This is a genomic window from Mucilaginibacter rivuli (assembly GCF_019391655.1).
Lineage (GTDB): Bacteria > Bacteroidota > Bacteroidia > Sphingobacteriales > Sphingobacteriaceae > Mucilaginibacter > Mucilaginibacter rivuli.
In genome coordinates this window covers 657,272-683,249 of record NZ_JAHXPQ010000001.1, presented here as the reverse complement: position 1 = coordinate 683,249, position 25,978 = coordinate 657,272, and the positions used below count along the sequence as shown (strand labels likewise).

Here is a 25,978-nt window from a genome sequence, read left to right as displayed (position 1 = left end):
AAGAGTTTTTTGGAAATAGTGGTAGAGGGGGGCTATTGGAGGATAAATGATAGATTTATTTATTTCTAATATTTCTGAAATAGCAACTATTTGAAACCTTCTCAGTTAGTTATAAATGTGTATTATATGTTGTGATAGGGAAATCTTGTGGAATATTGAAATATTTATTTGTAGATATTATAATTATCTTCGTAAACCTAACCATTAATCATGCCTCCAAAAAAGCAAAGTTTATCAGCTCACCAAACAAACACCGAAGAACAATCTATTACCCATAATCAACCCTTGGTGTTTATTAGCCATGATACCAGAGATGCAGAACTTGCAGAAGAATTTAGTAATTTATTAAAAAGTGCAAGTGCGGGAGCGTTAAAATCATTTCGGTCTTCTGACAAAAAAGGAGCACAGGGGATCGAATATGGGCAGGAATGGTATCCTACTATAATGGAGAAGATAAAAGCTGCAACCGATGTGGTTTGCTTGTTAACTCAACATAGTATAGATCGTCCATGGATATTATACGAAGCAGGAGTTGCAAAAGGAGCTGTAGATAAAAAAGTTATAGGCATAACTCTTGGAATACCGATAAGTAAAGCGATTTCAGGGCCATTCGCATTATTCCAAAACAATGATGGTGATGCAGCTTCTTTAGTCAAATTGGTGATTGATATGGTCGTTAAAGTCCCAGGACTTGACCCAGACAGAAGCATGGTTGAAATGCTTGTAGATAAATTTGTAGCAAAAGTGACGGAAATCACAGGCAATATGAAAGCTGTGAATGGCGAAGCAGAACAATCAGCGGTAGCAGATCAAAATTCCGCTGCTAAACTTTTTGAAGAGGTCAAAATTATGTTTGATAGCTTACCTGCCCGATTAGAAAATAGACTTGATCCGGAATTTCGCAGAAAGCGTAGAAAATTTCATCCAATGATGTTTGAAGAAATGATGCATTTCGGATTTGAAGAGGAAGAACCTGGTATCGGTCTACTAATATTTATTAGCCTTTATAGAGATGAGTTGCCTTGGTTTTATGAAATCGGGATGGAAACCTATCGCGGTTTAAAAATTGCCAAAACTATCCAAGAAAAAGAAAAACTGCTGCGGACTTTTGACCGGGCTACAGAAATGCTATCTCACCCTTTCACACGAGAGTTTTATGGGGAATCGAAAGAGGCTTATATATTAATTAAAGAATCAAGACATTTGTTTCGACATTGGCTCGAAAGGGTGAGAATGGATAAAAGGATTGAGAAATAAATTGATATTCGAGCGCTGTTGTCTATATAATTTATTGTAAAGGATTAGGGCGATGCCTGCGGCCCGCGCTCTACGCTGCAATTCCTCATTCGGTTGATGGAAGCCTCATTCCGGGATTTCCGCTGCGATCGCTATCGCAGGCTTTAGGCGATGGGAACTATTTCTTCTCCGCGTTCCTCTGTGCAAACCTCTGTTAACTCTGCGGTAAAAAATTTGAAAAATTCGAAATTCATCAAATTACGCTATGATAACCAAGGGGGAAAGGGTATATAAAAACAAAGTAAGTTAAAATCCAATTCTGTAGTAAAATTGGTTTTTTTGGAATGTTAAAATAAAGTTAAGTTATTATGTATTCATCGAAACATAAACGCGTGCCTGCCGTTATGTGGTTTTGGAATATCCGAAAGGGTTACTATTACTACGTGTTATGAAAAGACTATTATTGCTGATAAGCTGTATTGCCTCGCTTAATGTTAATGCCCAGGTATTAGACAGTGTTAAAAAGGATTTGCTTACCGCGCCGGATACGGTACAACACCTGCACAGTAAAAAATACGCATTGATACCTCCTGTTGTACTGGCGGCTTACGGTGTATCATCATTTGCGTTTACACCGGTGCGTAACCTCGACTTTTCAGTTAACGATGCCATCACCCGGACTGATCCTAATTTTAATAGCAGCAAGGCCGAAAACTATTTCCAGTTTGCCCCGGTTATTATAGTGTACGGACTAAACCTTGCCGGTATATCAGGCAAAAATACATTTATTGACCGTACAGTGGTATTAGGCTTATCGGGCGGTATTTTAGCCCTTACAGCCACCGTTACCAAACAAACAACACACAGGTTAAGGCCCGATGGCTCCGATTACCTGTCGTTCTTTTCGGGTCATACCTCTACCGCCTTTTTGGGTGCCGAGTTTTTAAACCAGGAGTTTGGCGGCAAATCCGTTTGGTATAGCGTTGCCGGATATGCCATTGCTACCACAACGGGTATCTTCAGGCTGTACAATCACGACCATTGGTTTAGCGATGTGGTTGCGGGCGCGGGCTTTGGTATACTGGCTACCAAGGCCGGATACTTTGTATACCCCTATATTCGTAATGCGCTTACCCACGATACTAAAAAGGGTAAAAAGGCATACTTAGTACCTACATATCAAGACGGCGCTACAGGCTTGGCTTTTGCGATGAGCTTATAGCATGGTGTAGTGTGTTATTTTACTACGATGGTTCGGCTTTGCGTGGTATGCGCGCTAAAATAGCCCAATGCATCGGGGCTAATGTTATTAGGCGGGTTTGTTGGCGTAACGCCACCGCCGGGTCCGTTTACCTGTTGCCTTGCCAGGGTATACCAATAGGTGTAGTTAACTTTATCTATGCATTGCATTTCAACAGTTACGGTATCGCCTGCGTAAACATCAATATCGTTTTGCCTCAGATCATAATGAACGTAGCGTCCGTCAGTAAAATCATCATTGGTAGCAAAAACGCTTTTCACCTGTACACCGTTCACAAACATCACAAAACGGTATTGGTTACTTACACCCGCCGGATCAAGGAAGTGAAGCGTTACCTGCCTTTTTTTAACGTCGAAGGTAGATGGTTTTGACGTGAGCGAATCGAGCGTAACCGACGCCGGCATAACAGAAGCAGCTGTATAGGTTTGGCCACCTGTTAAAACGTTCAGGGTATATGTTTTAGCAACCGTCCCAACCATGGGTATAATGGTGTAGGTGCCGGGGCTTGCCTCCAGGAGGCGGTAATTATTGCCTGTCACATTATCGGTAATGGTTACGGTAGCACCGGTTACAGCCGGGTAGGTATTGGTATTGGTAAAAGCCACATTCCGGCTCAGCTTAACCGTTTGTGGCCCAACTGAATTAACAATATTACCTTCGATGACAAGCTTGCCTGTATCATCAGCCAATTGTAATTGGATCACTTTTGTACAGGATGCTGTTACCGATACAGCAAGCAAAATGATAAACCAATGTTTTATAGTGAGTGTCATACGCTTAAAATTTAAAGTTCCAGGTAACAGATGGAATGGCCGAACCAAAAATGCTTGTTTGTACCGCCTCGGTAGTGTTAGGGGTTGTTTTGCTATCCCGGAAGGTGATAACATATGGGTTTTTGTATCCGTAAACGTTGTAAATACCAAACGTCCAGCTTGAGTGGTACTTTTTATGCTCTTTACCTTCAAGGGTGGCGCCAATATCTAAACGGTTAGTAGCAGGCTGCCTGTAGCCATTACGTTCTGAGAAGGAGAAGGTGGTTAAGCCGCCAATATTGTACTTACCGGTTGGGTAGGTAACCGCGTTGCCTGTACCATAAATAAAGGTTCCGGAGAACGTCCAGCGTTTATTTAATTCGAAGATGCCAACTACCGACAGATCATGGGTGCGGTCTTGCCTTGCGGGATAGTAGTTACCCTTGTTAATGGCGGCAAATTGAAGCTCGGTACGCGATAGCGTGTAACCTATCCATCCGTTAAAGCGCCCGTATTTTTTCTTTAAGAATAATTCGATACCATACGCCCTGCCCGAACCATAGGTTAATTGCGACTCAACATCCTGATTAGCGATCAGTTGCGCGCCGTCTTTATAATCTATCTGGTTCTGCATCCATTTATAGTATACCTCGGCCGAAAACTCGTAAGTATTATCCTTAAAGTTTTTGAAGAAGCCGGTAGCTACCTGGTCGGCAATTTCGGGTTTGATGTTGTTGCTGCTCATCACATACAAGTCTGTAGGCGTGCTGCTGGTTGAGTTGCTGATGAGGTGAACGTTTTGCGTATTGCGGTTATAGGAAAGCTTTACGGAGTTTTCATCGTTAAACGCATAACCGGCAGATAATCGTGGTTCAAGGTTAACATAGCTTTGCACCACCGCGCCTGAGTTATAGGTGTTTGATGTAGCGGTATTGCCCGCTGCATCGTAGGTTTTAAATGTACCGGGGCCTTGTAAAAACATATCGCTAAGGCGTAGGCCGTATAGTAACGTCAGTTTATCGGTGGCTTTCCATTCATCGCTTATATAGGCGGCAATTTCATAGCCATAACGATCCTCAATACTCCGGGTGTTGATGCTTGATGATTGTGATGATGAGATTTCGCCCGGTGCTATGGTATGATGAAGCACATTCACCCCAAACTTAAGCGAATGACTATCGCTTATTGAATATTGCAGGTCTTCTTTAAAGTTTACATCTGTTATTTGCGATGTAGCCTTAAAATCGTTGGTGTTGCTGAAGCTTTGGATGGTATAGCTATAGTTACTAAAGATGAGCGAGGTGTTTGAGAACAGTTTATTACTGAATATATGGTTAAACCTTACCGTTCCGGTGGCGTTGCCCCACTCTGTACCAAAAGTGTTTTTCAGTCCCAAAATATCCTTACCAAAATAGCCTGAAAGATAAATAGCATTCTTATCATTAAAATGGTAATTGGCTTTGGCGTTCAGGTCATAAAAATAGAGTGTACTCCCTTTAATTGTGGTATCTGATGATGCACCTAAAAACAGATCGATATAAGTACGGCGGGCACTCACCATAAACGAGCCTTTGTCTTTTACCAGCGGGCCTTCTATTTTTAGCCTTGATGAAATAAGGCCAAGTCCGCCCTGTACGGTAAACTTTTGGTTGTTGCCCTCGTTCATTTTAATATCAAGTACCGATGATAAACGTCCGCCATATTCGGCAGGCATGCCGCCTTTGTAGAGGCTAACATCCTTTATGGCATCGGAGTTAAAAGTGGAGAAGAAGCCAAACAGGTGCGAAGCGTTGTAAACCGTTGCTTCATCCAATAAAATAAGATTTTGGTTAGAACTACCGCCACGAATATAAAAACCGGTATTGCCTTCGCTGGCGGCTTTTACACCCGGCAACAGCGATATGGTTTTGAGGATATCCTTTTCGCCCATCAGTACCGGCACGTTGTTAATTTGTGCCATATTGAGCTTCTCCACTCCCATTTGTGGCGAGGCGATGTTATCATTATTGGGGCGGTTTACATTAATAACCACCTCTTTTAATGAGCTTTTAACAGGAAGCGCGATATTAATGCTTTGGTTTTGATGTAAGGATACCTGGCGCGTAACGGTTTGGTAGCCTACATAAGTATATAGCAAGGTATAATCTCCTGCAGGAGCAGATATGGAGTAAAACCCGTAGCTATTGGTAATGGTTCCGCTTTGCGGAATCTCTTTTATTTTAACTGTGGCACCAATGAGCTGTTCGCCTGTGGCTTCATCTTTTAAGGTACCGCTAATGGTTAGTTTTTTTTGCGCTATTGATGAAAGCGCGACAAGCGAAAAAAGGGCAAATAATACTACTGTCCTCATTAATTATATTTTATGTGATAAGGCGAAAGCGCTATAACGCAATTTTATTCAATAAGGTATAGCTTAATCCCTATCCCTGCTTAATTTTCCGAATGCCAGGGTATTTTCGGTGAGTTCGGCTGATTCGCGGCGGTTTTTTACGATGTGCATGGCGGCAAACATAGCTTCGCGGAAGGATATTTCGGAAGCAAGGTTTTTACCCGCGATATCATAAGCGGTACCATGATCGGGCGAAGTGCGCACAATGTTGAGCCCTGCGGTAAAGTTTACGCCATTCTCGAAAGCTATGTGTTTAAAAGGGATCAAACCCTGATCGTGATACATGGCCAGTACGGCATCAAAGTTTTTGTAAGCTCCATTGGCAAAAAAGCCGTCGGCAGCGTATGGGCCCATTACCAACAGGCCGCTTGCTTTAGCTTGTTCAATAGCCGGGATGATGGTAGTTTGCTCTTCGTTACCGATGAGGCCATTATCGCCCGCGTGAGGGTTTAAGCCAAGCACCGCAATCTTTGGCTTGCGCACCCAGAAGTCCTTTTTCAAGCTATCGTTCATCAGCTTGAGTTTGGAGATGATGCTTTCCTGGGATATTTTGGATGCGATCTCGGTTACCGGCACATGGCCCGTAACCACGCCCACGCGCAGGTCTTCGCTTACCAAAAACATCAGTGAATCCTGTCCTCCGGCGCGTTCCTGTAAATATTCGGTATGGCCGGGGAAGTGGAAGCTCTCGCTTTGGATATTGTGTTTGTTGATGGGCGCGGTAACCAGGGCATCTATCTGGCCTGCGATAAGATCGTTAGTAGCACGTTCTAAAGATAGGAAGGCATACTTGCCACCGGTTTCGGTAGTTTCGCCAAGCTCTATCTTCACGTCCTCTTCCCAGCAGTTGATCATGTTGGCACGTTTGCCTTGTACTTCGGCAGGTGAGTTGATCACGTTAAAGCTAAATTCGCCCATATCCAAAGCCTTGCGGTGGAACGAGGCAACTTTAGTATGGCCATAAACTATGGGGGTGCAATAATCGAGTATGCGGGCATCGGCCAATGTTTTAATAATAACTTCGAGGCCTATTCCGTTTACATCGCCTATGCTAATACCTATTTTTAGTTTATCGCTCATATTGGTTTTGATTTCACCGATTATGGTGATGATTACACCGATTTGGCTTTCAGCTTTTGGCTTTCAGCATTCGGCTTTAAAATTTATCTAAACAAAGCACAAATATGACGTTATTTGTGTGAAATATAAAGTTTATAAATGAGCATTGTTAGAGCAAAAAAACATTTAGGCCAACACTTTTTAACCGATAAAAATATCGCATCGAAAATAGTTGATAGCCTTAAACTGACCGACAAGTACAACCAGGTGCTTGAAGTTGGCCCCGGCATGGGTATCCTGTCGGATTTTTTGCTCCAAAAAACTGACTATGAAACTTTCCTGATAGATATTGATACAGAGAGTTACCAGTTCCTGCAAAAGAAATATCCACAATTAGGTACCCGCCTGATAAACGATGACTTTTTGGAGATGGATTTCTCTAAACACTTCAGCGGGCCTTTCGCCATCATCGGTAATTTCCCATACAATATCTCATCGCAGATCTTGTTCAAAGTATTGGATAACCGTGCTCAGGTAATTGAGATCGTGGGCATGTTCCAGAAAGAAGTAGCTGAGCGCTGCGCGGCCAAACCGGGCAGCAAAGAGTATGGCATACTCAGCGTTTTTTTGCAGGCTTATTATAAAGTAGAGTATTTGTTCACTGTAAAGGCAGGCGTGTTTAACCCACCGCCAAAGGTTCTATCGGCGGTAATCCGCTTAACGCGAAATGAAACGATTGAACTGGATTGCGATGAAAAGCTATTTTGGCAGGTAGTAAAAGCGGGCTTCAATCAGCGCCGCAAAACCTTGCGGAACGCCGTATCATCACTCATACCTAAAGATAAAATTACTGACGACCCACTGCTTGAGCTACGTGCAGAGCGGCTTAGCGTTGCCGATTTTGTGGCGCTCACCAAAAAGATAAGCGCGGAACGTTAAAAATTGAATACTACCTCTTTATAGTGCTGCCCCTCTAATTTAGTTTTAGCTTGTACCAGTTCTAATTTACCGGCAGCTAATGGGCCGCCGTAAAAATGAGCGAAATAGCTTTGATGTTTGGCAAAAGCTGTATCAGGTTTAAATACGATCGAAGTATCTGTAACTATGTAGTTGCCCGGCTGTGGTTTTTGCAGGTCCTTCATATCCGTATCAGCAGGTATGCGATATACCGCGAACAGGCTTTGCCAGGCTTCTGTATTTAGGGTATCTGTTTTCAGGTCATGCAGGATGGCGTATTCCAGTCCGGTTAAACAAACTGACTGCGAATCTTTGGACAGGCGAATATCAACCTCTTGTTTTTTCACTGCGGAATTACAGGCCCCAAAAGCAATAACAAAAAAACAGGCCGTCCATAAACGCATATTCAAAAGGGTTTTGCTAAAATTGTATCATCAAATATAAAGCTATGCGTTTCATACTCGAAATATTGTTAACAGGCGTTGCTATTATGATAGCAGCCTACCTTATTCCCGGCGTATATGTTGATGGTTATGGCACCGCTGTTTTGGCGGGCATTGTTTTGGGATTGGTTAATGCTACAGTCGGCTTATTACTGCGCATCCTTACTTTTCCGCTAAACATACTTACGCTTGGGTTGGTATCCTTTATCATCAGCGTTTGCATGGTATTGCTGGTAAGTAACTGGATGGATAACTTTAAAGTACATGGCTTTTTAAATGCCGCGCTGTTTGCCATTGTACTGGCCATATTTAAAATGATATTCCACAAAGAGTTGAAAAAGAAACGCGACTAAGCTTTTACTTTTCGGCCAGTAATTCGTTGTTCAGCTTTTCAAATTCGGTGGTAAAGTCGGTATAGTACTTTCCTGTTCCCGGGCCGCTAAAGCCGGTGTGTATTTTACGTACATCGCCTTTTTTATCAATAATGATAGTAGTTGGGAAACCCATGAAATTTGCCAGCACAGGCAAACTTTTGATGAGTTCCTTTTTGTCGCTGGTATAACCGGTTATCAATAAAGGATAAGTTACGTTGAACCTGTCTTTTAACTGCTCTACACTTTTTTTCGAACGGTTAAAATCAATGCTGCGTTCGTAGGCCAATCCTACAACCTCAACCCCTTTGGCATGGTATTTTTTATAAAAATCAACCATGTAAGCTGTCTCATCCATACAATTAGGGCACCATGAGCCCATGATCTGCAGGATAACCACCTTGTTCTTAAACCTGTCATCGCTCAGCGAAACTTTTTTGCCATCCAGGTCGGTAAAAGTAAAATCGATCTTTTTGGCACCCGGTTTCAGGTAGGTTAACGAGTAGGCATCGGGTAGTTTGGCTTTGGCGTTTTTAACGGCCGTCCATTTATCTGTACCGGCATAGCCTGCATATTGTTTACCATCGGTTAATGTATTGTTCGGATTGATCTTTGCGGTAAACAGGTATGCATGTGTACCATCAAAGGTGGAAAGGTACAGGCTGTCTTTATTTACTACACCTTCCAGAAAGCGGTAATCGCCGGTGGTGGTTAAAAAGGTGCCGGTTACTTTGGTGCCTACCTGCTTAAACTCGGCAACGGTAGTATCGCCACTGGCAAATATCGCGCTCCAGCGCCCTTGTACATTATGAGTGGATTTGGGTGCTTTAAAAAACCTGTAATTACCGGCAACAGCGTAAAAATCAGCCGTGGCCTCGCGGTTGGGCAGGTGCTTTATCCATTGGCCCTTTAATGTGTTGCCATCAAATTTGCCTTTAATATCGGCATCAAAAAGCGGCATGTGTATCAGCACCGAATCGCCATATGCTTTAACGTCATTCACTTTAAAGCGCTCTGAGCCATTAATAATAACTAATTGCTTTTTTACAATGGTATCGTGGTTGCTTAACGCGATGTATTTATTGGTTACCTCGAATGTAAATGGGATCTCTTTACCTGATTGCGTTTTGATACCTGCGTGCCAAATACCTGTATGCAATTTACTTTGCGTGAAGGAGGACGATGCGAAGAATAAAAATATAATGGAGAAGAAAATATTAAACCTGTTCATACATGTTTGCTTATTAACAAAAATATAGATAAACAGGTTTAAAACCGCATATTATGGTCAGTAGTATGTAACTATTATTTCAACACCTCGCGCGATATCACAATCTTCTGTATTTCTGATGTTCCTTCGTATATCTGGGTGATCTTGGCATCACGCATTAAGCGTTCAACGTGAAACTCTTTTACAAAACCATAGCCACCGTGTATCTGCACCGCTTCAACAGTAGTTTTCATCGCCACTTCGGATGCAAATAGTTTTGCCATCGAGCTGGCCTGCGCGTAGGGCTGCCCGTTATCTTTTAACCAGGCTGCTTTTAAGCAAAGCAGGCGTGCCGCTTCAATTTCGGTAGCCATATCGGCCAGTTTAAACTGGATGGATTGATGCTCTGATAATTGTTTGCCGAAGGTTTTTCGTTCTTTGGAGTACTGCAAAGCTAATTCATAAGCGCCTGAAGCAATGCCCAAGGCCTGCGACGCGATACCGATACGGCCACCTTCCAAAGTCTTCATGGCAAATTTAAAGCCGAAGCCATCTTCGCCAATGCGGTTTTCTTTGGGCACCTTAACATCGGTAAACATCAGAGAGTGCGTATCCGATCCGCGGATGCCCAGCTTGTTTTCCTTTGGGCCAACGGTAAAGCCTTCCATGCCTTTTTCAACAATAAGGGCGTTAATGCCGTGGCTTTTTTTACTGGCATCTGTTTGGGCTATTACAATGTATGTGGAGGCTGTGCCGCCATTAGTTATCCAGTTTTTAGTACCATTGAGCAGGTAATAGTCGCCCATATCAATAGCTGTTGTATGTTGCGATGTAGCATCTGATCCTGCTTCCGGTTCCGACAGGCAGAAGGCCCCTATCTTTTCACCTTTGGCTAATGGCACTAAGTATTTTTGTTTTTGTTCTTCGTTACAAAAGTGCTCCAGGCCGTAGCATACCAACGAATTATTTACCGAAACTACTACCGATGCAGACGCATCAATTTTTGATAATTCTTCCATCACCAGTACATAGCTGATGCTGTCCATGCCGCTGCCGCCGTATTTGGGGTCAACCATCATACCTAAAAAACCAAGCTCGCCTAATTTTTTGATCTGCTCGGCCGGAAATTTCTGGTGTTCATCGCGTTCAATAACGCCGGGTTTTAATTCGGTTTGGGCAAAATCCCTTGCCGCCTGGCGAATCATCAATTGCTCTTCGGATAAGTTAAAATACATAATACAGCGTTATTAGCTAAAGATAATGAAATTCTGATCAGTTAAATCGAATCAAATATAATGATATGCATGCATAGTAAAAATATTAAAACAAAAAAAGAGAGCTCTTTTGAAGCTCCCTTTCCCCTAATTAATTTAAACTATTGATTAAACCCAAAACAAAGAACACAAATCACTCAGCCTGGGCGTCTGAGAACTCAAAACAAAAAAATTCTTCACAGGTAGATGTAGAAACCTTTATATTGCTTATGAAGATTTTATAAATTCAAAGGTAACGGCAGAACATACTTAACGCAACTACTAATACGTCAGGATTAATCATCTTTTTTTAACAACTATTAATTATAGTTGCAAGTAATAATAGTGAGCAGGCTTTTATTTAAAATTCATGTCTGTTTTATTAATAATGTTTTTTAGCTATTTTAGCTTTTTATCACCCGAGTAAGTTATGCTATTAACCGATTTTGAATATCTAAACACTTCCGAAATAGCTTTTAAAAAAAAGGTAGCGCTGCAAATTAAACGACTTCGCAGGCAAAACCAGGTTAGCCAGGAAAAATTTTACAGCGAAACCAATATCAATATCGCCCGTTTAGAATCAGGTAAAGTAGATATCCGCTTGGATACGCTGCGTAAAATATGTTATTATTTTGATGTCTCCCTTTCGGGGTTTTTCCAGGGGATATATTGATCATGGTATTGTTATCCCTTACCATCTGGCAACATATTGTTAAAGAGTTTTTTAATATCAGCCCGCTGGAATGGGTTGGCTTTACCGCTACCATAGCCTGTGTTTACCTGGCTGCCCGGCAAAGCATCTGGAATTGGCCTGTAGGCATCATCAGCGTTACAACTTATTGCTTTATTTATTACCAAAGCCAGTTGTTTGGCGATGCTGCCCTGCAAATCTATTTCTTCGGAACATCTGTTTATGGCTGGTACTTTTGGCTTAAAAAAGATAAGGCGCAGGAAAAACCAATTGTGAGTTTACCATGGGGAGATATCGTTATTGTTTTATTAGGCACTGTAGCCCTATCATATATGCTGGGATTATTTTTGCAAACTTTTACACCTACCAACGTACCCTATATTGATGGCTTTTGCACTGCAGTAAGCTTTATGGCCCAGATTTTAATGACGCGCAAAGTTTTACAAAACTGGGCGCTATGGATATTTGTTGATATATGTTATGTACCGCTTTACATCTATAAAAGCCTGTATCTTACATCGCTTTTGTATATTGTTTTATTGGTGCTGGCTTATATGGGCCATATAGATTGGCGTAAGGAATATAAAAAGCAAACTGTACCTGCATGAGCAGCCCCATTTTAAAAATAGCTATTGTTGGGCCCGAGTCAACCGGTAAATCAACTATGTCTGCACATTTGGCAAAGCACTACCATACCATTTGGGTACCCGAGTTTGCCCGCGATTATTGTGCCGCGCTAACCGGGCCACCAACTTTACAGGACGAGCTAAACATGTTTCACGGGCAGTTAGCATTAGAAGAAGAGCATTTACCAAAGGCCAATAAAATTCTGATATGCGATACCACCTTTATTACTATAAAAATATGGAGCGACCATATGTTTGGCCATACACCACCCGAGGTGATAGAAGAGTTAAATAACCACCACTACGATTGTTATTTGCTACTCAATATAGACCTGCCCTGGGAAGATGACCCCTTGCGTGATTTCCCCGGCCTGCGCGAACATTTTATGGATGTGTGGGTTAAGGAACTTAATGCGATCAATGCCAACTACACCCTCATATCCGGCTTAGGACAAGACCGTTACCAAAACGGGGTTACCGCAATCAACACTTTCTTAAAATCTATTCACTAAATTTAAGCTTTGGTGCAACGTTTAAAAAAACGTGGTGTCATTTAATTCGAAAGCTGATAAAATTTGGAATCTGTTTATGTAGACAAGCATTACAACCTGGTGGTTGAATGTAAGCAAGGGAGCAAAAAAGCCCATTACGAATTATATAAACTATACTCGAAAGCGATGTTGAACACCGCCTTCAGGATAGTTAATAATTTGGATGAAGCTCAGGATGTATTGCAGGAAGCTTTCCTGGATGCTTTTGCCCGCATAAACGATTTCAGGCAGGAAACAACCTTTGGCCTTTGGCTAAAGCAAATTGTTGTACACCGCTCCATCAACTTATTGCGCAAGCGTAAAATGGAACTGGTAAGCATTGATGATGAACAGATTGAAATAGCTGACGAAGATTATGATGACGGAGAAGAAACAACATATAAAGTTGAACAAATAAAAGCCGCTATAAAGTTATTGCCCGAAGGCTACCGCATAGTGTTATCGCTTTACTTACTGGAAGGTTATGACCATGAAGAAATAGGGGAGATTTTGAACATTAATCAAAACACATCGCGTACGCAGTTTTTAAGGGCAAAAAGAAAGTTAATTGAAATATTGAAACAGAAAGGAATAGTAGTATGAGCAAGCGATTAGAGGATTTCATCAAACAGAACCGTGCTGAGTTTGATGAGTTAGAGCCGAAAGTTGACCTATGGTACAACATTGAGCAAAAGTTAAACACAAAGGAAGTTATCCCCGCCAAACGGGAAGCAAAAACATTTACCCTGGCCTTTGTACTAAGGGTGGCCGCAATAGTAATGGTAGTAATGGCCGTAGGGTTTATGTTTTATTTAAAAATATCAAGGCCCGTGGTAAACCTGGCCGCCATTAACCCCGAATATGCAAAACAGCAAATGCATTATGCATCGCTGGTACAAAATAAACGCAGCGAGCTTAAAGTGCTTGCCAAAACCGACCCACAGCTATACAATGAGTTTAGCGGCGAGATAGCCAAAATGGATTCGAGTTATAAAAGACTGACTAAAGATTTAGCCACCAGTCCTAACCAGGACCTTGTTTTACGTGCAATGATCCGGAACTTGCAAATGCAAACAGAGGTGCTTAATCAACAACTACAAGTAATAGAACAATTTAATCAAATGAAAAAAGAGCAGAAGCAACAACATGAAAGCAAAAATATTTAAAACCATACTATATACACTTTTAATAGTAGCAGGCATGCAAAGCATTGCCATGGCACAGGAGCAAACACAGAAAGAAAAAGACCTTGAAGCAAAACTAAAGGCACTGGAGTTAAAAATGGATGCGATGCAATCTAAAATGGATAGCTTAAAAACATCGCAAAAAAGAATATCCGTACTAAAATCAGGCAGCACTATAACATACCCGGCAGCGCCAACACCCGCTACCGAGCCGCGTAAAATTATTATACAACGTACGCCTGCTCCCAAAAGCTATTCGTCAGGTTCCTCTTCGCAAGGTACCTTTAGCCTTGGCTCTGGTTTTGATAAGGCATTCTCAAGTTTTGATAAGATAACGATTGATTCGCATGACCAAAAATTAGAGGAAAAAATAAAAAGCGGCGAAATAAAGGAAGTAACCAAAACCTACACTAAAAGTTATAATATTGATAAGGATGATGTACTCTCTATTGATAATAAATATGGCAAGGTGGTAGTAAACACCTGGAACAAAAACGAGTTTAAAGTTGAGGTACAGATCAAAGCCGATGCCAACGAACAGGATGAAGCACAAAAGATTTTAGATGGTGTATCCATCAATGATAGCAAAGATGGCTCGGATGTTTCATTCAAAACCACCTTTAAAGATAATAACAGTTCGTGGAGCATATTTTCGAGTAATGGCAAATACACAATACACAAAGTTGAGATAAACTATACAGTTTACATGCCATCAAAAAACCCGCTCACCATTACTAACCGCTACGGTGGTACGGTAATACCTAACTTTGATGGTAAATTGAGCATAAACAGCTCATACGGTAGTTTTACTGCTAAAAACCTTACTAACCCATCAAGCGAGATCAGTTCGCGCTATGGCAGCGCGGCTATAGAAAGCCTGAAAGGCAGCGCGCTAAAAGTTGCTTATGGCAGCCTTAACCTGGGCGCCTGCGATAATATCAATGCCGAGCTTAGCTATAGCGCAGCCAAAATAGCTTCGATAAAAACCTCGGGAACTATCAATATGCGCTACGGTGGCGGGCTAAAAATTGCCGAGCTGGATAAAAACCTGAAAGCACTATCGGTAAATTCAACTTACTCAAGTGTGCAGGTAGGTTTAAATAACGATCAAAATTTCAATTTTGATGTATCTGTACATTACGGCAGCTTTGTATATGGCGACCATGGCATTACCGTTACCGATAAAACCCCGGCCGACGACGAGCGTGGATACAGCTCAACCAAAACCTACAAAGGGCACCTGGGCAAAGGCAATGCTGATAAGGTTATTTCTATCAAAACCAGCTACGGCAGCGTAAAGTTCGATTAAGCAACAAACATCAAACATACATCAATCAACCCTTGCCAACAGGCAGGGGTTTTTATTTAAGTCGTATTTCATGCTTTAAAACCTTTTAATTAACTATGCGTTGCTCAACAATACTAAATGCAACAACAAATAAATATTTTTTGGTTCCGCCGTGATCTGCGATTAGAAGATAACGCCGGTTTATATCATGCCTTAAAAGGCGAACTGCCCGTACTGCCACTCTTTATTTTCGATCCCGAAATATTGGATAAACTGGAAGATAAAGCCGATGCGCGGGTAACCTTTATCCATCAAACCATCATCGCGCTAAGCAAGGAATTACAAGAGCATGGCTCGGGCATATTGGTTAAATATGCAACGCCTGCCCATGCCTGGGATGAAGTACTTAAAGATTATAATATAGCAGCGGTTTATACCAACCATGATTATGAACCTTATGCCGCTAAACGGGATGATCATATAAAACACAAGCTTGATCAGAAAGGAATATCTTTCCATACGTTTAAAGACCAGGTAATATTTGAAAAAGATGAGGTAGTTAAAGACGATAAAAAGCCATACACTGTATTTACCCCATATAAACGTAAGTGGTATGATAAGCTGAAGCCGTTTTATCTCAGATCATACCCCACTACAAAGTACCTCAGCAACCTGCATCAAACCAAAGCCATCCCGGTCCCTACCCTCAAATTGATGGGGTTTGAAGAAAGCGTACTGAAGTTTCCGCCTAAACAATACAGGGACATTATTGATGATTATGCAGATAAACGCGATTTCCCGGCGGTAAAAGGGACATCACATATTGGTTTACATTTACGGTTTGGTACGGTAAGTATACGTAAGCTGGCGGCAGATGCCTATAAAGCTGAAGAGAAAACATGGTTAAACGAACTGATATGGCGCGATTTTTACGCCATGATATTGAACCATTTCCCACATACGGCAACACAAGCATTTAAGCCGGATTACGATCGTATTAAATGGCGCAATAACGAAACCGAGTTTAAAGCCTGGTGTAATGGGCAAACCGGTTATCCGTTAGTTGATGCGGGCATGCGCGAGCTGAATGCTACAGGCTATATGCACAACCGTGTACGCATGGTTGTAGCCAGCTTTTTAACCAAGCACCTGCTGATAGACTGGCGTTGGGGCGAGCATTATTTTGCCAGTAAACTGCTGGATTACGAAATGGCAAGCAATGTAGGTGGCTGGCAATGGGCAGCCGGTTCGGGTAATGATGCAGCACCTTATTTCAGGGTATTTAACCCCGAACTGCAGCTAAAACGCTTTGACCCTAAAATGGAGTATGTAAAAAAATGGGTTCCGGAATATGCCGATTTCAGCACATATCCAAAACCCATTGTTGATCACGTTTTTGCACGCGACCGTTGTTTAAAAGCGTTTAAAGCAGCCTTAGCTTAATTGGTAACAGATACCAGCAGAATATCAAACCTTAAGCAACTGAAAGCAGGTATAGAGCTCGATGCCGGATCGCCATAAGCTAATGCCGAAGGCACAAGCAATGTAATTCTGCTGCCAACATGTGCATGGGTTAAACCTTCCTGCCAGCCGGTAATAACACTGTACAGCGAAGTTGAATACGCCGCTACCGTCGCATCATCATTCACCTGCTGATCAAATATGGCATTGTTAAATAAGTAGCCTGTGTACTGTACCCCAACAACCGAATTTATGGTTGGTACAACACCTGTACCTACCGTAGTTTCTTTATACCACAAACCCGACTTGGTAGATTTTGTAAAACCGGTAAGGTTATTTGCAGCCATATACTTTTGTATGCTGATATCGTCATACAAACTCTGATAGTTTATCTTTTTAACAGGGTCATAATCCTGATCTATCAGGTTAATTGTATAATCGAGGCACTCGTTACCATTAATGTGTATCGCGCCTGCAAAGTAGCCATCGCGGCCAAAAGCTAACCTTGATGGTATTAACAACCTTACTTTAGTTCCTTTAGTTTGAGCGATGTTTTTAAGACTAAGCTGTATCGCATTTGGAGTAACATGGCCCAAAAACCCATTGGTATGGTTTGCAATGGTGTCAGTTGTCGAATATTCATTGTCGAATGTATGGAACGAATAAACATAAGATACCTTATCAGGATAATCTATCACAGGGCCTGTACCCTTACTTAATATCTCGTAATATATCCCTGTGGTGTCACCATTGGATTTATCGCGCTGCATGTTAGTCAGGTGGTTCTGTAAAATATAGCCCTGTATCTGGTTCTCATCAAATTCCTTTATCGTTTGGTTTTCAGCACCTTTTTTGCATGATGATAAACCAACAGCAAGTAATATGATCAGCGTGTAAAATATCCTCTTCATTTAAATGTATTCAATTATTAATATCGTATAGTTTTATTGTAAAATCAAGTATCGCGTTAGCGGGTAAACCTAATTGTGGTTGCTCATAAGGCCCGTAGGCTAAGCCCGATGGTACCAGCAACCTTACAGTACCACCTTTTTTTATATGCTTAATACCATATTGCCAACCCAGTATCATCTGCCCGTACGAAAACGACGGGTGAAACGTACCGGTTTGTGCAAATGGCACACTACTGCCCATTAAACTACTCTTATAACCTACTGTTATTAAAGTAGAGTTGGTAAACAATGCGTTCCCTGTTCCTAAAGTGTCTATCTTATAATAAACACCTGTAGCCACACCTAATGTTATATCCGGTAAAAAGCCTGTAATGTTATTGCTGTTAATGTATTTCCTTATCAAGGGGGTATCAACACCAAGCTGTTGCTGCGCCAGTTGCAAATCGGTATTTACCTTACCGCAGCTTGCCAGGCCGGCACAAAACAAAACAAATAACAGTATCCTGCCCATATAATAAAACGCAAATTTATCTTTTTAAAACACAAAAACAGAACGTTAACATTATTTAACACATTTTAATTACAAATACAGTTATCAAACGCTTTAAGAATAGATTAAGTGTTTAGCGTTCCTCCTGATCGCACATTTATAAATGTGACAAATGTGTAACAGCTTTTAAACCCACTTTTTTTACGTTTGCCAAAATGGAACATGTATTAGATAGTCCCGCATGGAACGCGCTGAACACCAATAACAGTAACCTGGCATACGGTAACAGCAATGTAAAGTACTTTACCAAAGAGGTTTCGCCTTTCTTCGGGCTTAGCGAAAATTCGGAAGAGAATTTTCGTGTATTATATGATATTTTACCGCATACAGGCCCTGCATTGCTTGTTACCAACACCCAAACACAGATACCGGCCCGGTGGAAGGCAATACGCTTTATGAGCGGCTTACAAATGGTACATACCGGCAATATTGTAACGGATATCAATCCCCACGAACTGATGCCGTTGACGATGCACCATGTACCCCAAATGCTGGCGCTTACCCAGCTTACCAATCCCGGCCCATTTGATGAACGGACCATAGATTTTGGGCATTACCACGGTATTTTTGATGGGGATAAGTTAGTAGCTATGGCGGGGCAACGCCTGCACCCTGAAGGCTATGCCGAAATAAGCGCTGTATGTACACATCCAGATCACCTGGGCCGTGGTTACGCCAAACAACTAATGCTGCACCAGATACACCGCATTAACGCCGAAGGCGAAACGCCGTTCTTGCATGTCCGCGGAGATAATGAACGTGCTATTAATGTTTACAAAAGCTTAGGTTTTGAAACCCGCACACCAATATATTTTTATGTATTGGTAAAAGCTTAACTACCGGTATTTAACTCGATATATACTTTTTAGATATCAGCAATAATAAAGCACGATCTTCCTTCGCTTCATCGTAGCTTTCTCTTAATAGCTGGATGATCTCTTTGTTTTTTAACTTAGCCGCCGTTACCTGTAGTACTTTAAAGGATGCCATTTCAACACTTTCAATATTTTGCAGGTAAAACAAAATGCTCATATCGCGCAAAGCCCCATCGCTGCTTTGGTGTTTTATCGCTTTAATTGCTTCTTCCAGCATAGCTGTTAAACCGGTACAGGCAGCTACCGACATTTTGGTACCCAATATTTTAAATATCTGCTCCATACGCGCTATCTGCTTCTCCACATTTTCCATCGTTTCAATAATGGCATGTTTCAGATCGGTAAAATGGGCATGCGCGGCTATGTTCGGAAAGCTTTGCACAATATGCGCCTTGGCACAATAAATATGATTAAGGTGGTCAATAAAAAAAGTGTGCAGCCGGCTATCGCCCAGATGTATATCGCGTGATGTAGGCGATGTGACAATTTTCTCCATGATTAAGGTTGATTTACAAAGTTTTAACTACCTCAACAACGTTAACAATGTAAATATGTTTAACAGATAACCTAATTAATTACAATGGCTTATACAAATCTTCATCTGTCGTTCCATTTTCACAAAAACATTACTATTTTTGGGCATCAAAAAATCTGGTAAATGAATAACTCAATTGAAGAAGCTAACGCGCCCCGCCACTACATCCTGTTAACTGTTGCTATTATTATAGGTATAGTTGGTGTATATCTGCGTTTTGCAGGCGATGCGCCGATATACAACATTCTTGCTAACATCATCCTGGTTATTGGTGTAATTATCGCCCTTAAAGCGGTATTCACCATCATGAAGTAAGGTTCTGCCTATTCTTTCGGCTTCTGTATGCCAGGTAAAATGCCCTGCATTACGGTATTGCCTTTAATGGTTTTCAAACCTTCTTCGTAGCCCAGCCAAAATATTTCTTCGGCATATTTGGTATCAAATATGCCATAATTACCTAAGCCCTGCGGTTCTATCAATACATCGCACATGCTTTTATGGGCCTCTACGTTCCTGTTTATTGCCAGCATAGCAGCCCTGTCAACCATTTGCGCGAACGAGCCGATCTCGGTTACAGCAGACAAATGGTTACATGATGACCCGATGATAAAATCGCACTCACCTATCAACGGCTCTACCGGGAAGTTATTCAATATACCGCCATCCACATACATGTGTTCGTTCATAATAATCGGCCTGAAAAGCCCCGGTAAGCAACATGATGCCAGCAGGCACTTGCACAGGTCGCCCTCGTTAAAGTAAACCAGTTTACCCTCGCCAAGGTCTACCGCGGTAATGGTGATGGGTATTTTTAGTTTAGCAAATGAGTTTCCCGGAAAATACTCTTTTAGCAAATGTTCCACGTTTAAAATAGAGAGCAAACCCGTATGCCCGAACGAGGGGCGCAACAGCTTAAACAAATGCGCCTGGCTAATAATGTCCAGTGTTTCTTTTGGCGAAAACCCTTGCGCAAAAAATGCCGCGGCAATAGCGCCTGCACTGGTGCCGCTTAGCCGCGAAAATTGAATACCCCTGTCAACAAGCGCCTGCATAATACCTAAGTGGGCTACGCCGCGTATACCACCACCCGACATAGCCAGGCCTATCTTCTTCGGGTTATTTGGGTTTGTACCTGGATTCATTTAGTATTTTTTGAGCATCGTTATTAGCCATTAATTGCGGCAAAGTTATTTCGGGGTGCCGCTCCATATATTGGCGCACAATTTGCCAGCCTGTCCATACCCCCAATTTTGGTGCCGATTCATTATGTTCTCCCAAGCCCGGTGTAAAGGGAGCTTCGTTTATGTACTTGCTTATTTTTTGATTGTCGGTTTCATACAGCAAATTCTCACCTAAAAAGTAGGCCCAAACCTGCCCTTTAAAATCTTCGCACCATTTTAATTGCTGCGGTGTATAGCCAATTTTCAGGCTGTCTGGCATATCGGGCAAAACCTGGTCCATCATGTACATTATTTTACCATTGTACACCATCTGCGTCAGCAACGATTTATCTTCCTCAGGCTCCTGGAACATATCTTCGCGGATAAAGCCTTCCATCACGCGCGGGGCTATGTTATCCGGTGTAAACCGCCGCGAAATATAATGCGGAAAAGCTTCAATTATAGCGGGATAAAACTTGGAATTAGCTCCCAAAAACTGGTCGAGCCCTATCCCGTAATAAGTATCTCCCAACGTAGTTTGCGCCCTGAAACCCGAAAAGTAAGCATACACTTCGGGTATCTTAATTTTAGGAAAATAATATTTAACACGCCTGAATGCATCGGTAAGCTGCTCGCTCTGCAGGTTTAGGTTCGGATAAACCGAGTCTACCTCGTTTTTAAGTGCGGCATAATCAGCATTCCCGAAGATGATCCGCAGGGTTTTAAAATAACCTGTATCGCGTGTACTACCGGCCTGCAATATTCGTTCAATATAGTCCTGGTAAAAAAGCCCGTATTTTTTTTGCAGAAATTGCGCCTGCTCATACATCGGCTTTCGGCGCATATCATCAAAATCATGGTCAAAGCGGGCAATATCAATATGAACTGGTATATTGCTCACATCAACTTTTTTATTGCGTCCGCAGGCCGATAAGAGCATTACGATTGAAAAAAAAAGATAAATTTGCCTTGTACGCTTATATTGCAGAACCGGTATCATGCAGTAAAATTAATTTTTTAAAATTGTATTTCGGATGTTATTCGAAGTACTACGTATATATATGATAAAAATTGCCCTTGCCCAACGTAATTACCATATTGGTAACTTTGAATCGAACACCAAAAAGATAATCGACAGCATTAACGAGGCCCGCCAAAACGGTGCAGACTTAGTGGTATTTGCTGAGCTGTGCGTTTGTGGCTACCCCGCCCGCGACTTTTTAGAGTTTACCGAGTTCATTGATTATTGCGCACAAGCGGCAAAACAAATAGCCGAAGTTTGCAAAGGCATAGCTTGTATTATTGGCCTGCCAACCTATAATTTAAAGGATGAAGGCAAGGACTTGTTCAACTCTGCTTATTTTATTGAAGATGGACAGATCAAAGCCATCGTAAACAAAGCCCTGCTACCCAACTACGATGTGTTCGATGAGTACCGTTACTTTGAGCCCGAAACCGATTTTAACTGTATCAATTTTAAGGGGCACCGCATAGCCCTCACCATTTGCGAGGACTTGTGGAACACCATTGAAAACCCGCTGTACATTACCCGCCCAATGGATAAACTCATCACCCAGAATCCTGATGTGATGATCAACATTGCGGCATCGCCTTTCGCGTATAACCATGATGAGGAGCGTATCGATATCCTGAGCAATAATGCCAAGCAATATAACCTACCCCTGTTTTATGTAAACCAGGTTGGCGCACAAACCGAACTCATCTTTGATGGCGGCTCCTTAGTATTTGATGCCGCGGGCACTTTGGTTGATGAGATGCCGTATTTCAAAGAGCACATATCCTACTATACTTTGGATAAGGATGCCGCGGGTAAATCAGCCATCACCTTCGATCACGAGCATACCATCAAATCGGCCCATACCAGCGATATCGAGCAGATCCATCAGGGCCTAATTCTCGGCATCCGCGATTACTTCTATAAATCCGGTTTCAGCAAAGCCATTTTGGGTTTATCGGGCGGTATTGATTCTGCCGTGGTTTGCGCATTGGCTGCCGAGGCATTAGGGCCTAAAAATGTGATGGCTGTGTTGCTGCCATCGCGCTTCTCATCAGACCATTCCATTAGCGATGCCGAAGACCTGGTGAAGAACCTTGGCTGCCTGAGCGAGACCGTAGCCATTAAAAATATCACCGAAGCATTTGAAACCGCTTTGCAACCACAATTCAGCGGACTGCCATTTAATATTGCCGAAGAGAACATCCAATCTCGCAGTCGTGCTGTATTGCTGATGGCCATGAGCAACAAGTTTGGCTATATATTGCTCAACACTTCCAACAAAAGCGAAGCCGCTGTCGGTTATGGCACGCTTTACGGCGACATGTGCGGTGGTATATCTGTACTTGGCGACCTGTACAAAACACAGGTTTATGAGCTTGCCCACCACATTAACCGCGCGCAGGAGATCATCCCGGTAAACTCCATTGTAAAGCCACCATCTGCCGAGTTGCGTCCCGGCCAAAAGGATTCCGACTCGCTGCCCGAATACGACATACTCGATACCATCCTGATGGAGTACATCGAGCACCGAAAATCATCCGCCCAAATTATCGCACTGGGCTATGATGAGGCCGTAGTTAAACGCGTAATGAAACTGGTGAACGGGGCCGAGCACAAACGCTACCAAACCCCGCCCATCCTCCGCGTATCGCCAAAAGCATTCGGCATGGGCCGCAGGATGCCAATAGTAGGCAAGTACCTGTCATAGTAAAATACCGTCTTAAAAAAGCAGGTAAAAACAGGTATTCTACACCATGTCATGGCGAGCAAAGCGTGGCCATCTCTGCGGACATTCCCGCCCTGCATGTTTGAGAGCCTTTCTCAGAGATTGCCACGTCGTGCCGATAGAAGCACCCCTAGCAATGACATAATAAAAAAAACAGGTAAAAACAGGTATTTTTCAAGTTCTTCGTCGGTATGCTCACCGACGAATGCAAGAGCAAGCCCGACAACTACAATATACGCAATTTTGACCTGATAAACAAAAGCGCGTTAACGGATTCGCCTATTTTGATGTTCGAAATTTCCAACTTCGAATAATCACGCCACCACAACTCCATCACCACCAGCCTTCTTCTTCAATATCAAAGCCGATATCAGCGATACGATCAATCCTGTAGGAAGTATCTCTACATAGGTAAACAAAAAAACCATAATCGGGCTTGCGTAAATCTTTTTCATTTCAGCAATTTCGGCCGTTTTGGAGGCTAATTGGGCGGGCGACAAGTGGCTACTCTGGGCTTGTTTAAGCATGCTTGCGGCAAACTTATCCATAAAGTCGGGCATAAAATAATAGTAATCTATCGTCCAAACCACTACATACATGGTTGAGGCAATGAGCGAAATATATAGGCCCATGGTAAATGCCTTACCAAATGATATCACACCTCCGTTATAATTATCACGATAGTTTTTAATGCCTACAAAAACAAGCGAAAGGGCCAGCAACTGTGCGGCATAACCAATATACATGCTGGAAGCGTTGCCTTCGCAGCCCCAAACGTTCATAGAAATAACAATAAAAGCCGAGATCAAAGCCCCCGAGATCAATCCGTAAACAAGTACATTCTTTTTCATGTTTTTTAGTTTTAGTTCGGTTCAAAGTTGAGCGTTTGCTACATCTTTACCCTCATACTTTCGGGTGATTTTACAGCAATGTACCGCTTTCATACCAAAGTATTATGGAATCAGGCTCAACCGCTTTGCCTTTTCAACCGCCTGCGTACGGCGTTGCACCTCCAGTTTCTCAAATACTTTTGATGAATGTGTTTTAATGGTATTTAACGATACAAACAGTTGCTCGGCTATTTGCTGATTGCTCAAACCCTGCGCTATTAATTGGAGTACCTCCAATTCGCGTTTGCTGATACCCATTTCGTCAAGTACGTTTTCGTTCAGCACAAATTCATCATTGGTTATTACCGTTTCTTTTTCTACAGTTACAATGGTGGTTTTAGGTTTGCTTAGTTTAAGTGCCAGCCAGATACCCAGCCCGGTAAAAATAACGGCGATAAATCCGGCGTATATCTCGAATGTATAATTTACGATAATAAAACGCCACTCCAGCCATTTCAATAAAAACAACAAAGCCGCCAGCGAAACACCATAAATAAATACAGATCTAAATTTCGAAAAATAATTCAGGGACATGCTCATTGCTGATCGATATATAAAAATACAGAAATAGCTACAAATTAGCAATTGGTAAAAATACACCTGTCGTATTTACCCCGTAATTGGTCTTGATATGCCCTTTAATTTACCTCATTTATGGTTTAGGTTTGTATAAAACAATCAAAGTAAAATGAATACAATATTTGACGAGGGTACACGCGCGCAACTGATCGGCAGGATAAAAACATTGAACCAGGCAAGTACTCCGCTATGGGGTAAAATGAATGTTTACCAAATGCTTAAACATTGCACCCTGTCGGACGAAATGTATCAGGGCAATAAACAATACAAACGCGTGTTCATTGGCCGCATATTAGGCAAAATGGCTTTGAAAAGTTTGACTAAGGATGATGCCCCCATGGGTAAAAACGCTCCTACCGGTAACGATTTTAAAGTGCAGCAAACCGTTGGTGATATTGCCGCCGAAAAAGATAAACTGATAACGTTAATCAACGGATATGCCAACTATTCGAACGATAGTTTTGTACACTGGTTTTTTGGCCCCATGACCAAAGAACAGGTTGGCTATCTGGCCTATAAACACCTCGATCATCACCTCAGGCAGTTTAACAGTTAATTAACCGCACTGTCGTTAATAATAATATCTTTCCTGCTCACGCTATCCTTTTAGCCTTTACCGGGCAAATATTCCCTTTCCCGTCAAAGCTATTGGCATACATGCGATTTTTTGCTCTAAAAAAACAGTGTAATCACCGGGAGGTAATGACATCGAGTAATTGCCATTAGCATCACTTTGTGTTTTGGCTATCAGTTTGGTTTTAATAACAGTAAAAAAAGTAGCCTGCTGTACGGTTTGCGCTGTAGTAGTTAATTCGTATACATACACGTTGCGGCTAACAGCTATTCCGTTGCCCATTTTCCGGCCCGGAACGGGCATACTTTTCCCTTGTTTTAGATATATTTTACTGCTGGTTTTGTTTGCGCTAAGGCATAAAATGGCAAAACATTAACATAAATGCAAACGTCTTCATACAATTTATTAAGGTAATGCGTTTGTTTATAGTTACCATTTGAATTATATTA

General features: G+C 42.0%; 29 protein-coding genes. 15 read left to right on the top strand and 14 right to left on the bottom strand.

Annotation, left to right across the window (positions count from 1 at the left end):
• Positions 1-210 precede the first annotated feature (210 nt).
• Together KXQ82_RS02960 and KXQ82_RS02955 are read left to right on the top strand one after the other, a co-directional pair.
• A complete protein-coding gene (locus KXQ82_RS02960) occupies positions 211-1,257 on the top strand; it encodes a toll/interleukin-1 receptor domain-containing protein (protein ID WP_219486621.1) in 1,047 nt (348 codons plus the stop codon).
• A 427-nt stretch (positions 1,258-1,684) separates the two neighbouring features.
• Entirely contained in the window at positions 1,685-2,458 is a 774-nt protein-coding gene (locus KXQ82_RS02955; protein ID WP_219486620.1) for a phosphatase PAP2 family protein, read from the top strand.
• Positions 2,459-2,472: 14 nt separating this feature from the next.
• Here the strand turns inward: KXQ82_RS02955 and KXQ82_RS02950 are convergent, their stop codons facing one another.
• From KXQ82_RS02950 to pdxA, 3 genes are all read right to left on the bottom strand, one after another.
• Positions 2,473-3,270: a DUF4249 domain-containing protein gene (locus KXQ82_RS02950; protein ID WP_219486619.1), complete on the bottom strand. Its 798-nt coding sequence runs from the start codon at positions 3,268-3,270 to the stop codon at positions 2,473-2,475.
• A gap of 4 nt (positions 3,271-3,274) precedes the next feature.
• Positions 3,275-5,599 (bottom strand): TonB-dependent receptor, encoded by a 2,325-nt coding sequence (locus tag KXQ82_RS02945; RefSeq protein ID WP_219486618.1) that lies wholly within the window; start codon positions 5,597-5,599, stop codon positions 3,275-3,277.
• Positions 5,600-5,662: 63 nt separating this feature from the next.
• A complete protein-coding gene (gene pdxA / locus KXQ82_RS02940; protein WP_219486617.1) occupies positions 5,663-6,718 on the bottom strand; it encodes a 4-hydroxythreonine-4-phosphate dehydrogenase PdxA in 1,056 nt (351 codons plus the stop codon).
• A gap of 138 nt (positions 6,719-6,856) precedes the next feature.
• On the opposite strand from pdxA, the gene rsmA reads away from it, so the two are divergent.
• The gene (gene rsmA, locus KXQ82_RS02935; RefSeq protein WP_219486616.1) at positions 6,857-7,636 is read left to right on the top strand and encodes a 16S rRNA (adenine(1518)-N(6)/adenine(1519)-N(6))-dimethyltransferase RsmA; all 780 of its coding nucleotides are present in this window, start codon (positions 6,857-6,859) and stop codon (positions 7,634-7,636) included.
• Here the strand turns inward: rsmA and KXQ82_RS02930 are convergent.
• Positions 7,633-8,001, bottom strand: coding sequence for a hypothetical protein (locus tag KXQ82_RS02930; protein WP_219486615.1), 369 nt, complete (start codon positions 7,999-8,001; stop codon positions 7,633-7,635). The two genes, rsmA and KXQ82_RS02930, sit on opposite strands and share 4 nt — an antisense overlap.
• 101 nt (positions 8,002-8,102) lie before the next feature.
• Here KXQ82_RS02930 and KXQ82_RS02925 point away from each other — a divergent pair, with 101 nt between their 5' ends.
• A complete protein-coding gene (locus tag KXQ82_RS02925) occupies positions 8,103-8,450 on the top strand; it encodes a phage holin family protein (RefSeq protein WP_219486614.1) in 348 nt (115 codons plus the stop codon).
• A 4-nt stretch (positions 8,451-8,454) separates the two neighbouring features.
• On the opposite strand, the gene KXQ82_RS02920 is transcribed toward KXQ82_RS02925, so the two are convergent.
• Together KXQ82_RS02920 and KXQ82_RS02915 are read right to left on the bottom strand one after the other, a co-directional pair.
• Entirely contained in the window at positions 8,455-9,699 is a 1,245-nt protein-coding gene (locus tag KXQ82_RS02920; RefSeq protein WP_219486612.1) for a peroxiredoxin family protein, read from the bottom strand.
• A 74-nt stretch (positions 9,700-9,773) separates the two neighbouring features.
• Complete coding sequence (locus tag KXQ82_RS02915; RefSeq protein WP_219486611.1) at positions 9,774-10,913, bottom strand: acyl-CoA dehydrogenase; 1,140 nt, start codon at positions 10,911-10,913, stop codon at positions 9,774-9,776.
• Positions 10,914-11,361: 448 nt separating this feature from the next.
• On the opposite strand from KXQ82_RS02915, the gene KXQ82_RS02910 reads away from it, so the two are divergent.
• The 7 genes from KXQ82_RS02910 to KXQ82_RS02880 all read left to right on the top strand — a co-directional run bounded on the left by KXQ82_RS02910 (position 11,362) and on the right by KXQ82_RS02880 (position 16,693).
• Positions 11,362-11,604, top strand: a complete 243-nt coding sequence (locus KXQ82_RS02910; RefSeq protein WP_219486609.1) for a helix-turn-helix domain-containing protein — start codon at positions 11,362-11,364, stop codon at positions 11,602-11,604.
• Positions 11,605-11,606: 2 nt separating this feature from the next.
• Positions 11,607-12,230, top strand: a complete 624-nt coding sequence (gene pnuC / locus KXQ82_RS02905; RefSeq protein ID WP_219486607.1) for a nicotinamide riboside transporter PnuC — start codon at positions 11,607-11,609, stop codon at positions 12,228-12,230.
• Positions 12,227-12,760, top strand: a complete 534-nt coding sequence (locus KXQ82_RS02900; RefSeq protein ID WP_219486604.1) for an AAA family ATPase — start codon at positions 12,227-12,229, stop codon at positions 12,758-12,760. Before pnuC ends, KXQ82_RS02900 begins: the two co-directional genes overlap by 4 nt.
• A gap of 99 nt (positions 12,761-12,859) precedes the next feature.
• On the top strand, positions 12,860-13,381 hold the full coding sequence (locus tag KXQ82_RS02895; RefSeq protein WP_369412420.1) for an RNA polymerase sigma factor: 522 nt from the start codon (positions 12,860-12,862) through the stop codon (positions 13,379-13,381).
• Positions 13,378-13,944, top strand: a complete 567-nt coding sequence (locus KXQ82_RS02890) for a hypothetical protein (RefSeq protein ID WP_219486600.1) — start codon at positions 13,378-13,380, stop codon at positions 13,942-13,944. Before KXQ82_RS02895 ends, KXQ82_RS02890 begins: the two co-directional genes overlap by 4 nt.
• Entirely contained in the window at positions 13,925-15,271 is a 1,347-nt protein-coding gene (locus tag KXQ82_RS02885; protein WP_219486598.1) for a DUF4097 family beta strand repeat-containing protein, read from the top strand. Before KXQ82_RS02890 ends, KXQ82_RS02885 begins: the two co-directional genes overlap by 20 nt.
• A 117-nt stretch (positions 15,272-15,388) precedes the next feature.
• On the top strand, positions 15,389-16,693 hold the full coding sequence (locus KXQ82_RS02880; RefSeq protein ID WP_219486596.1) for a cryptochrome/photolyase family protein: 1,305 nt from the start codon (positions 15,389-15,391) through the stop codon (positions 16,691-16,693).
• Here KXQ82_RS02880 and KXQ82_RS02875 read toward each other — a convergent pair.
• Both KXQ82_RS02875 and KXQ82_RS02870 read right to left on the bottom strand, forming a co-directional pair.
• Positions 16,690-17,622, bottom strand: a complete 933-nt coding sequence (locus tag KXQ82_RS02875; protein ID WP_219486593.1) for an FKBP-type peptidyl-prolyl cis-trans isomerase — start codon at positions 17,620-17,622, stop codon at positions 16,690-16,692. The genes KXQ82_RS02880 and KXQ82_RS02875 overlap by 4 nt on opposite strands.
• A gap of 10 nt (positions 17,623-17,632) precedes the next feature.
• Positions 17,633-18,133 carry an FKBP-type peptidyl-prolyl cis-trans isomerase gene (locus tag KXQ82_RS02870; protein ID WP_219486591.1) on the bottom strand — a complete coding sequence of 167 codons (501 nt, stop codon included), beginning with the start codon at positions 18,131-18,133 and terminating at the stop codon, positions 17,633-17,635.
• Positions 18,134-18,327: 194 nt separating this feature from the next.
• Here KXQ82_RS02870 and KXQ82_RS02865 point away from each other — a divergent pair, with 194 nt between their 5' ends.
• Positions 18,328-19,008 carry a GNAT family N-acetyltransferase gene (locus tag KXQ82_RS02865; RefSeq protein WP_219486589.1) on the top strand — a complete coding sequence of 227 codons (681 nt, stop codon included), beginning with the start codon at positions 18,328-18,330 and terminating at the stop codon, positions 19,006-19,008.
• A 10-nt stretch (positions 19,009-19,018) separates the two neighbouring features.
• Here the strand turns inward: KXQ82_RS02865 and KXQ82_RS02860 are convergent, their stop codons facing one another.
• The gene (locus KXQ82_RS02860; RefSeq protein WP_219486587.1) at positions 19,019-19,543 is read right to left on the bottom strand and encodes a YciE/YciF ferroxidase family protein; all 525 of its coding nucleotides are present in this window, start codon (positions 19,541-19,543) and stop codon (positions 19,019-19,021) included.
• A 162-nt stretch (positions 19,544-19,705) separates the two neighbouring features.
• On the opposite strand from KXQ82_RS02860, the gene KXQ82_RS02855 reads away from it, so the two are divergent.
• A complete protein-coding gene (locus tag KXQ82_RS02855) occupies positions 19,706-19,897 on the top strand; it encodes a hypothetical protein (RefSeq protein WP_219486585.1) in 192 nt (63 codons plus the stop codon).
• An 8-nt stretch (positions 19,898-19,905) separates the two neighbouring features.
• Here KXQ82_RS02855 and KXQ82_RS02850 read toward each other — a convergent pair whose 3' ends face one another.
• Positions 19,906-20,724 carry a patatin-like phospholipase family protein gene (locus KXQ82_RS02850; RefSeq protein ID WP_219486584.1) on the bottom strand — a complete coding sequence of 273 codons (819 nt, stop codon included), beginning with the start codon at positions 20,722-20,724 and terminating at the stop codon, positions 19,906-19,908.
• Positions 20,699-21,742 (bottom strand): gliding motility lipoprotein GldB, encoded by a 1,044-nt coding sequence (gene gldB / locus KXQ82_RS02845; protein WP_219486582.1) that lies wholly within the window; start codon positions 21,740-21,742, stop codon positions 20,699-20,701. The genes KXQ82_RS02850 and gldB overlap by 26 nt, the downstream gene beginning before the upstream one ends.
• Before the next feature lie 64 nt (positions 21,743-21,806).
• On the opposite strand from gldB, the gene KXQ82_RS02840 reads away from it, so the two are divergent.
• The gene (locus KXQ82_RS02840) at positions 21,807-23,468 is read left to right on the top strand and encodes an NAD+ synthase (protein WP_219486891.1); all 1,662 of its coding nucleotides are present in this window, start codon (positions 21,807-21,809) and stop codon (positions 23,466-23,468) included.
• Between the two features lie 332 nt (positions 23,469-23,800).
• On the opposite strand, the gene KXQ82_RS02835 is transcribed toward KXQ82_RS02840, so the two are convergent.
• Together KXQ82_RS02835 and KXQ82_RS02830 are read right to left on the bottom strand one after the other, a co-directional pair.
• Positions 23,801-24,337: a DUF4199 domain-containing protein gene (locus KXQ82_RS02835; protein WP_219486581.1), complete on the bottom strand. Its 537-nt coding sequence runs from the start codon at positions 24,335-24,337 to the stop codon at positions 23,801-23,803.
• Between the two features lie 102 nt (positions 24,338-24,439).
• Positions 24,440-24,916: a response regulator transcription factor gene (locus KXQ82_RS02830; RefSeq protein WP_219486580.1), complete on the bottom strand. Its 477-nt coding sequence runs from the start codon at positions 24,914-24,916 to the stop codon at positions 24,440-24,442.
• A 148-nt stretch (positions 24,917-25,064) separates the two neighbouring features.
• On the opposite strand from KXQ82_RS02830, the gene KXQ82_RS02825 reads away from it, so the two are divergent.
• Positions 25,065-25,511, top strand: coding sequence for a DUF1569 domain-containing protein (locus KXQ82_RS02825; RefSeq protein ID WP_219486579.1), 447 nt, complete (start codon positions 25,065-25,067; stop codon positions 25,509-25,511).
• Between the two features lie 57 nt (positions 25,512-25,568).
• On the opposite strand, the gene KXQ82_RS02820 is transcribed toward KXQ82_RS02825, so the two are convergent.
• Positions 25,569-25,832, bottom strand: coding sequence for a hypothetical protein (locus tag KXQ82_RS02820; RefSeq protein WP_219486578.1), 264 nt, complete (start codon positions 25,830-25,832; stop codon positions 25,569-25,571).
• Between the last annotated feature and the right edge of the window lie 146 nt (positions 25,833-25,978).

Excerpts from the sequence above, each read along its gene's own strand:
- KXQ82_RS02875 (WP_219486593.1), bottom strand. The coding sequence starts at position 17,622 with ATGAAGAGGATATTTTACACGCTGATCATATTACTTGCTGTTGGTTTA.
- KXQ82_RS02820 (WP_219486578.1), bottom strand. The coding sequence starts at position 25,832 with ATGCCCGTTCCGGGCCGGAAAATGGGCAACGGAATAGCTGTTAGCCGC.
- KXQ82_RS02915 (WP_219486611.1), bottom strand. The coding sequence starts at position 10,913 with ATGTATTTTAACTTATCCGAAGAGCAATTGATGATTCGCCAGGCGGCA.
- gldB (WP_219486582.1), bottom strand. The coding sequence starts at position 21,742 with ATGATACCGGTTCTGCAATATAAGCGTACAAGGCAAATTTATCTTTTT.
- KXQ82_RS02945 (WP_219486618.1), bottom strand. The coding sequence starts at position 5,599 with ATGAGGACAGTAGTATTATTTGCCCTTTTTTCGCTTGTCGCGCTTTCA.
- KXQ82_RS02865 (WP_219486589.1), top strand. The coding sequence starts at position 18,328 with ATGGAACATGTATTAGATAGTCCCGCATGGAACGCGCTGAACACCAAT.
- KXQ82_RS02955 (WP_219486620.1), top strand. The coding sequence starts at position 1,685 with ATGAAAAGACTATTATTGCTGATAAGCTGTATTGCCTCGCTTAATGTT.
- KXQ82_RS02885 (WP_219486598.1), top strand. The coding sequence starts at position 13,925 with ATGAAAGCAAAAATATTTAAAACCATACTATATACACTTTTAATAGTA.
- KXQ82_RS02900 (WP_219486604.1), top strand. The coding sequence starts at position 12,227 with ATGAGCAGCCCCATTTTAAAAATAGCTATTGTTGGGCCCGAGTCAACC.
- rsmA (WP_219486616.1), top strand. The coding sequence starts at position 6,857 with ATGAGCATTGTTAGAGCAAAAAAACATTTAGGCCAACACTTTTTAACC.
- KXQ82_RS02910 (WP_219486609.1), top strand. The coding sequence starts at position 11,362 with ATGCTATTAACCGATTTTGAATATCTAAACACTTCCGAAATAGCTTTT.
- KXQ82_RS02835 (WP_219486581.1), bottom strand. The coding sequence starts at position 24,337 with ATGAAAAAGAATGTACTTGTTTACGGATTGATCTCGGGGGCTTTGATC.
- pnuC (WP_219486607.1), top strand. The coding sequence starts at position 11,607 with ATGGTATTGTTATCCCTTACCATCTGGCAACATATTGTTAAAGAGTTT.
- KXQ82_RS02925 (WP_219486614.1), top strand. The coding sequence starts at position 8,103 with ATGCGTTTCATACTCGAAATATTGTTAACAGGCGTTGCTATTATGATA.
- KXQ82_RS02950 (WP_219486619.1), bottom strand. The coding sequence starts at position 3,270 with ATGACACTCACTATAAAACATTGGTTTATCATTTTGCTTGCTGTATCG.
- pdxA (WP_219486617.1), bottom strand. The coding sequence starts at position 6,718 with ATGAGCGATAAACTAAAAATAGGTATTAGCATAGGCGATGTAAACGGA.
- KXQ82_RS02890 (WP_219486600.1), top strand. The coding sequence starts at position 13,378 with ATGAGCAAGCGATTAGAGGATTTCATCAAACAGAACCGTGCTGAGTTT.
- KXQ82_RS02960 (WP_219486621.1), top strand. The coding sequence starts at position 211 with ATGCCTCCAAAAAAGCAAAGTTTATCAGCTCACCAAACAAACACCGAA.
- KXQ82_RS02855 (WP_219486585.1), top strand. The coding sequence starts at position 19,706 with ATGAATAACTCAATTGAAGAAGCTAACGCGCCCCGCCACTACATCCTG.
- KXQ82_RS02880 (WP_219486596.1), top strand. The coding sequence starts at position 15,389 with ATGCAACAACAAATAAATATTTTTTGGTTCCGCCGTGATCTGCGATTA.
- KXQ82_RS02825 (WP_219486579.1), top strand. The coding sequence starts at position 25,065 with ATGAATACAATATTTGACGAGGGTACACGCGCGCAACTGATCGGCAGG.
- KXQ82_RS02860 (WP_219486587.1), bottom strand. The coding sequence starts at position 19,543 with ATGGAGAAAATTGTCACATCGCCTACATCACGCGATATACATCTGGGC.
- KXQ82_RS02870 (WP_219486591.1), bottom strand. The coding sequence starts at position 18,133 with ATGGGCAGGATACTGTTATTTGTTTTGTTTTGTGCCGGCCTGGCAAGC.
- KXQ82_RS02920 (WP_219486612.1), bottom strand. The coding sequence starts at position 9,699 with ATGAACAGGTTTAATATTTTCTTCTCCATTATATTTTTATTCTTCGCA.
- KXQ82_RS02850 (WP_219486584.1), bottom strand. The coding sequence starts at position 20,724 with ATGAATCCAGGTACAAACCCAAATAACCCGAAGAAGATAGGCCTGGCT.
- KXQ82_RS02830 (WP_219486580.1), bottom strand. The coding sequence starts at position 24,916 with ATGAGCATGTCCCTGAATTATTTTTCGAAATTTAGATCTGTATTTATT.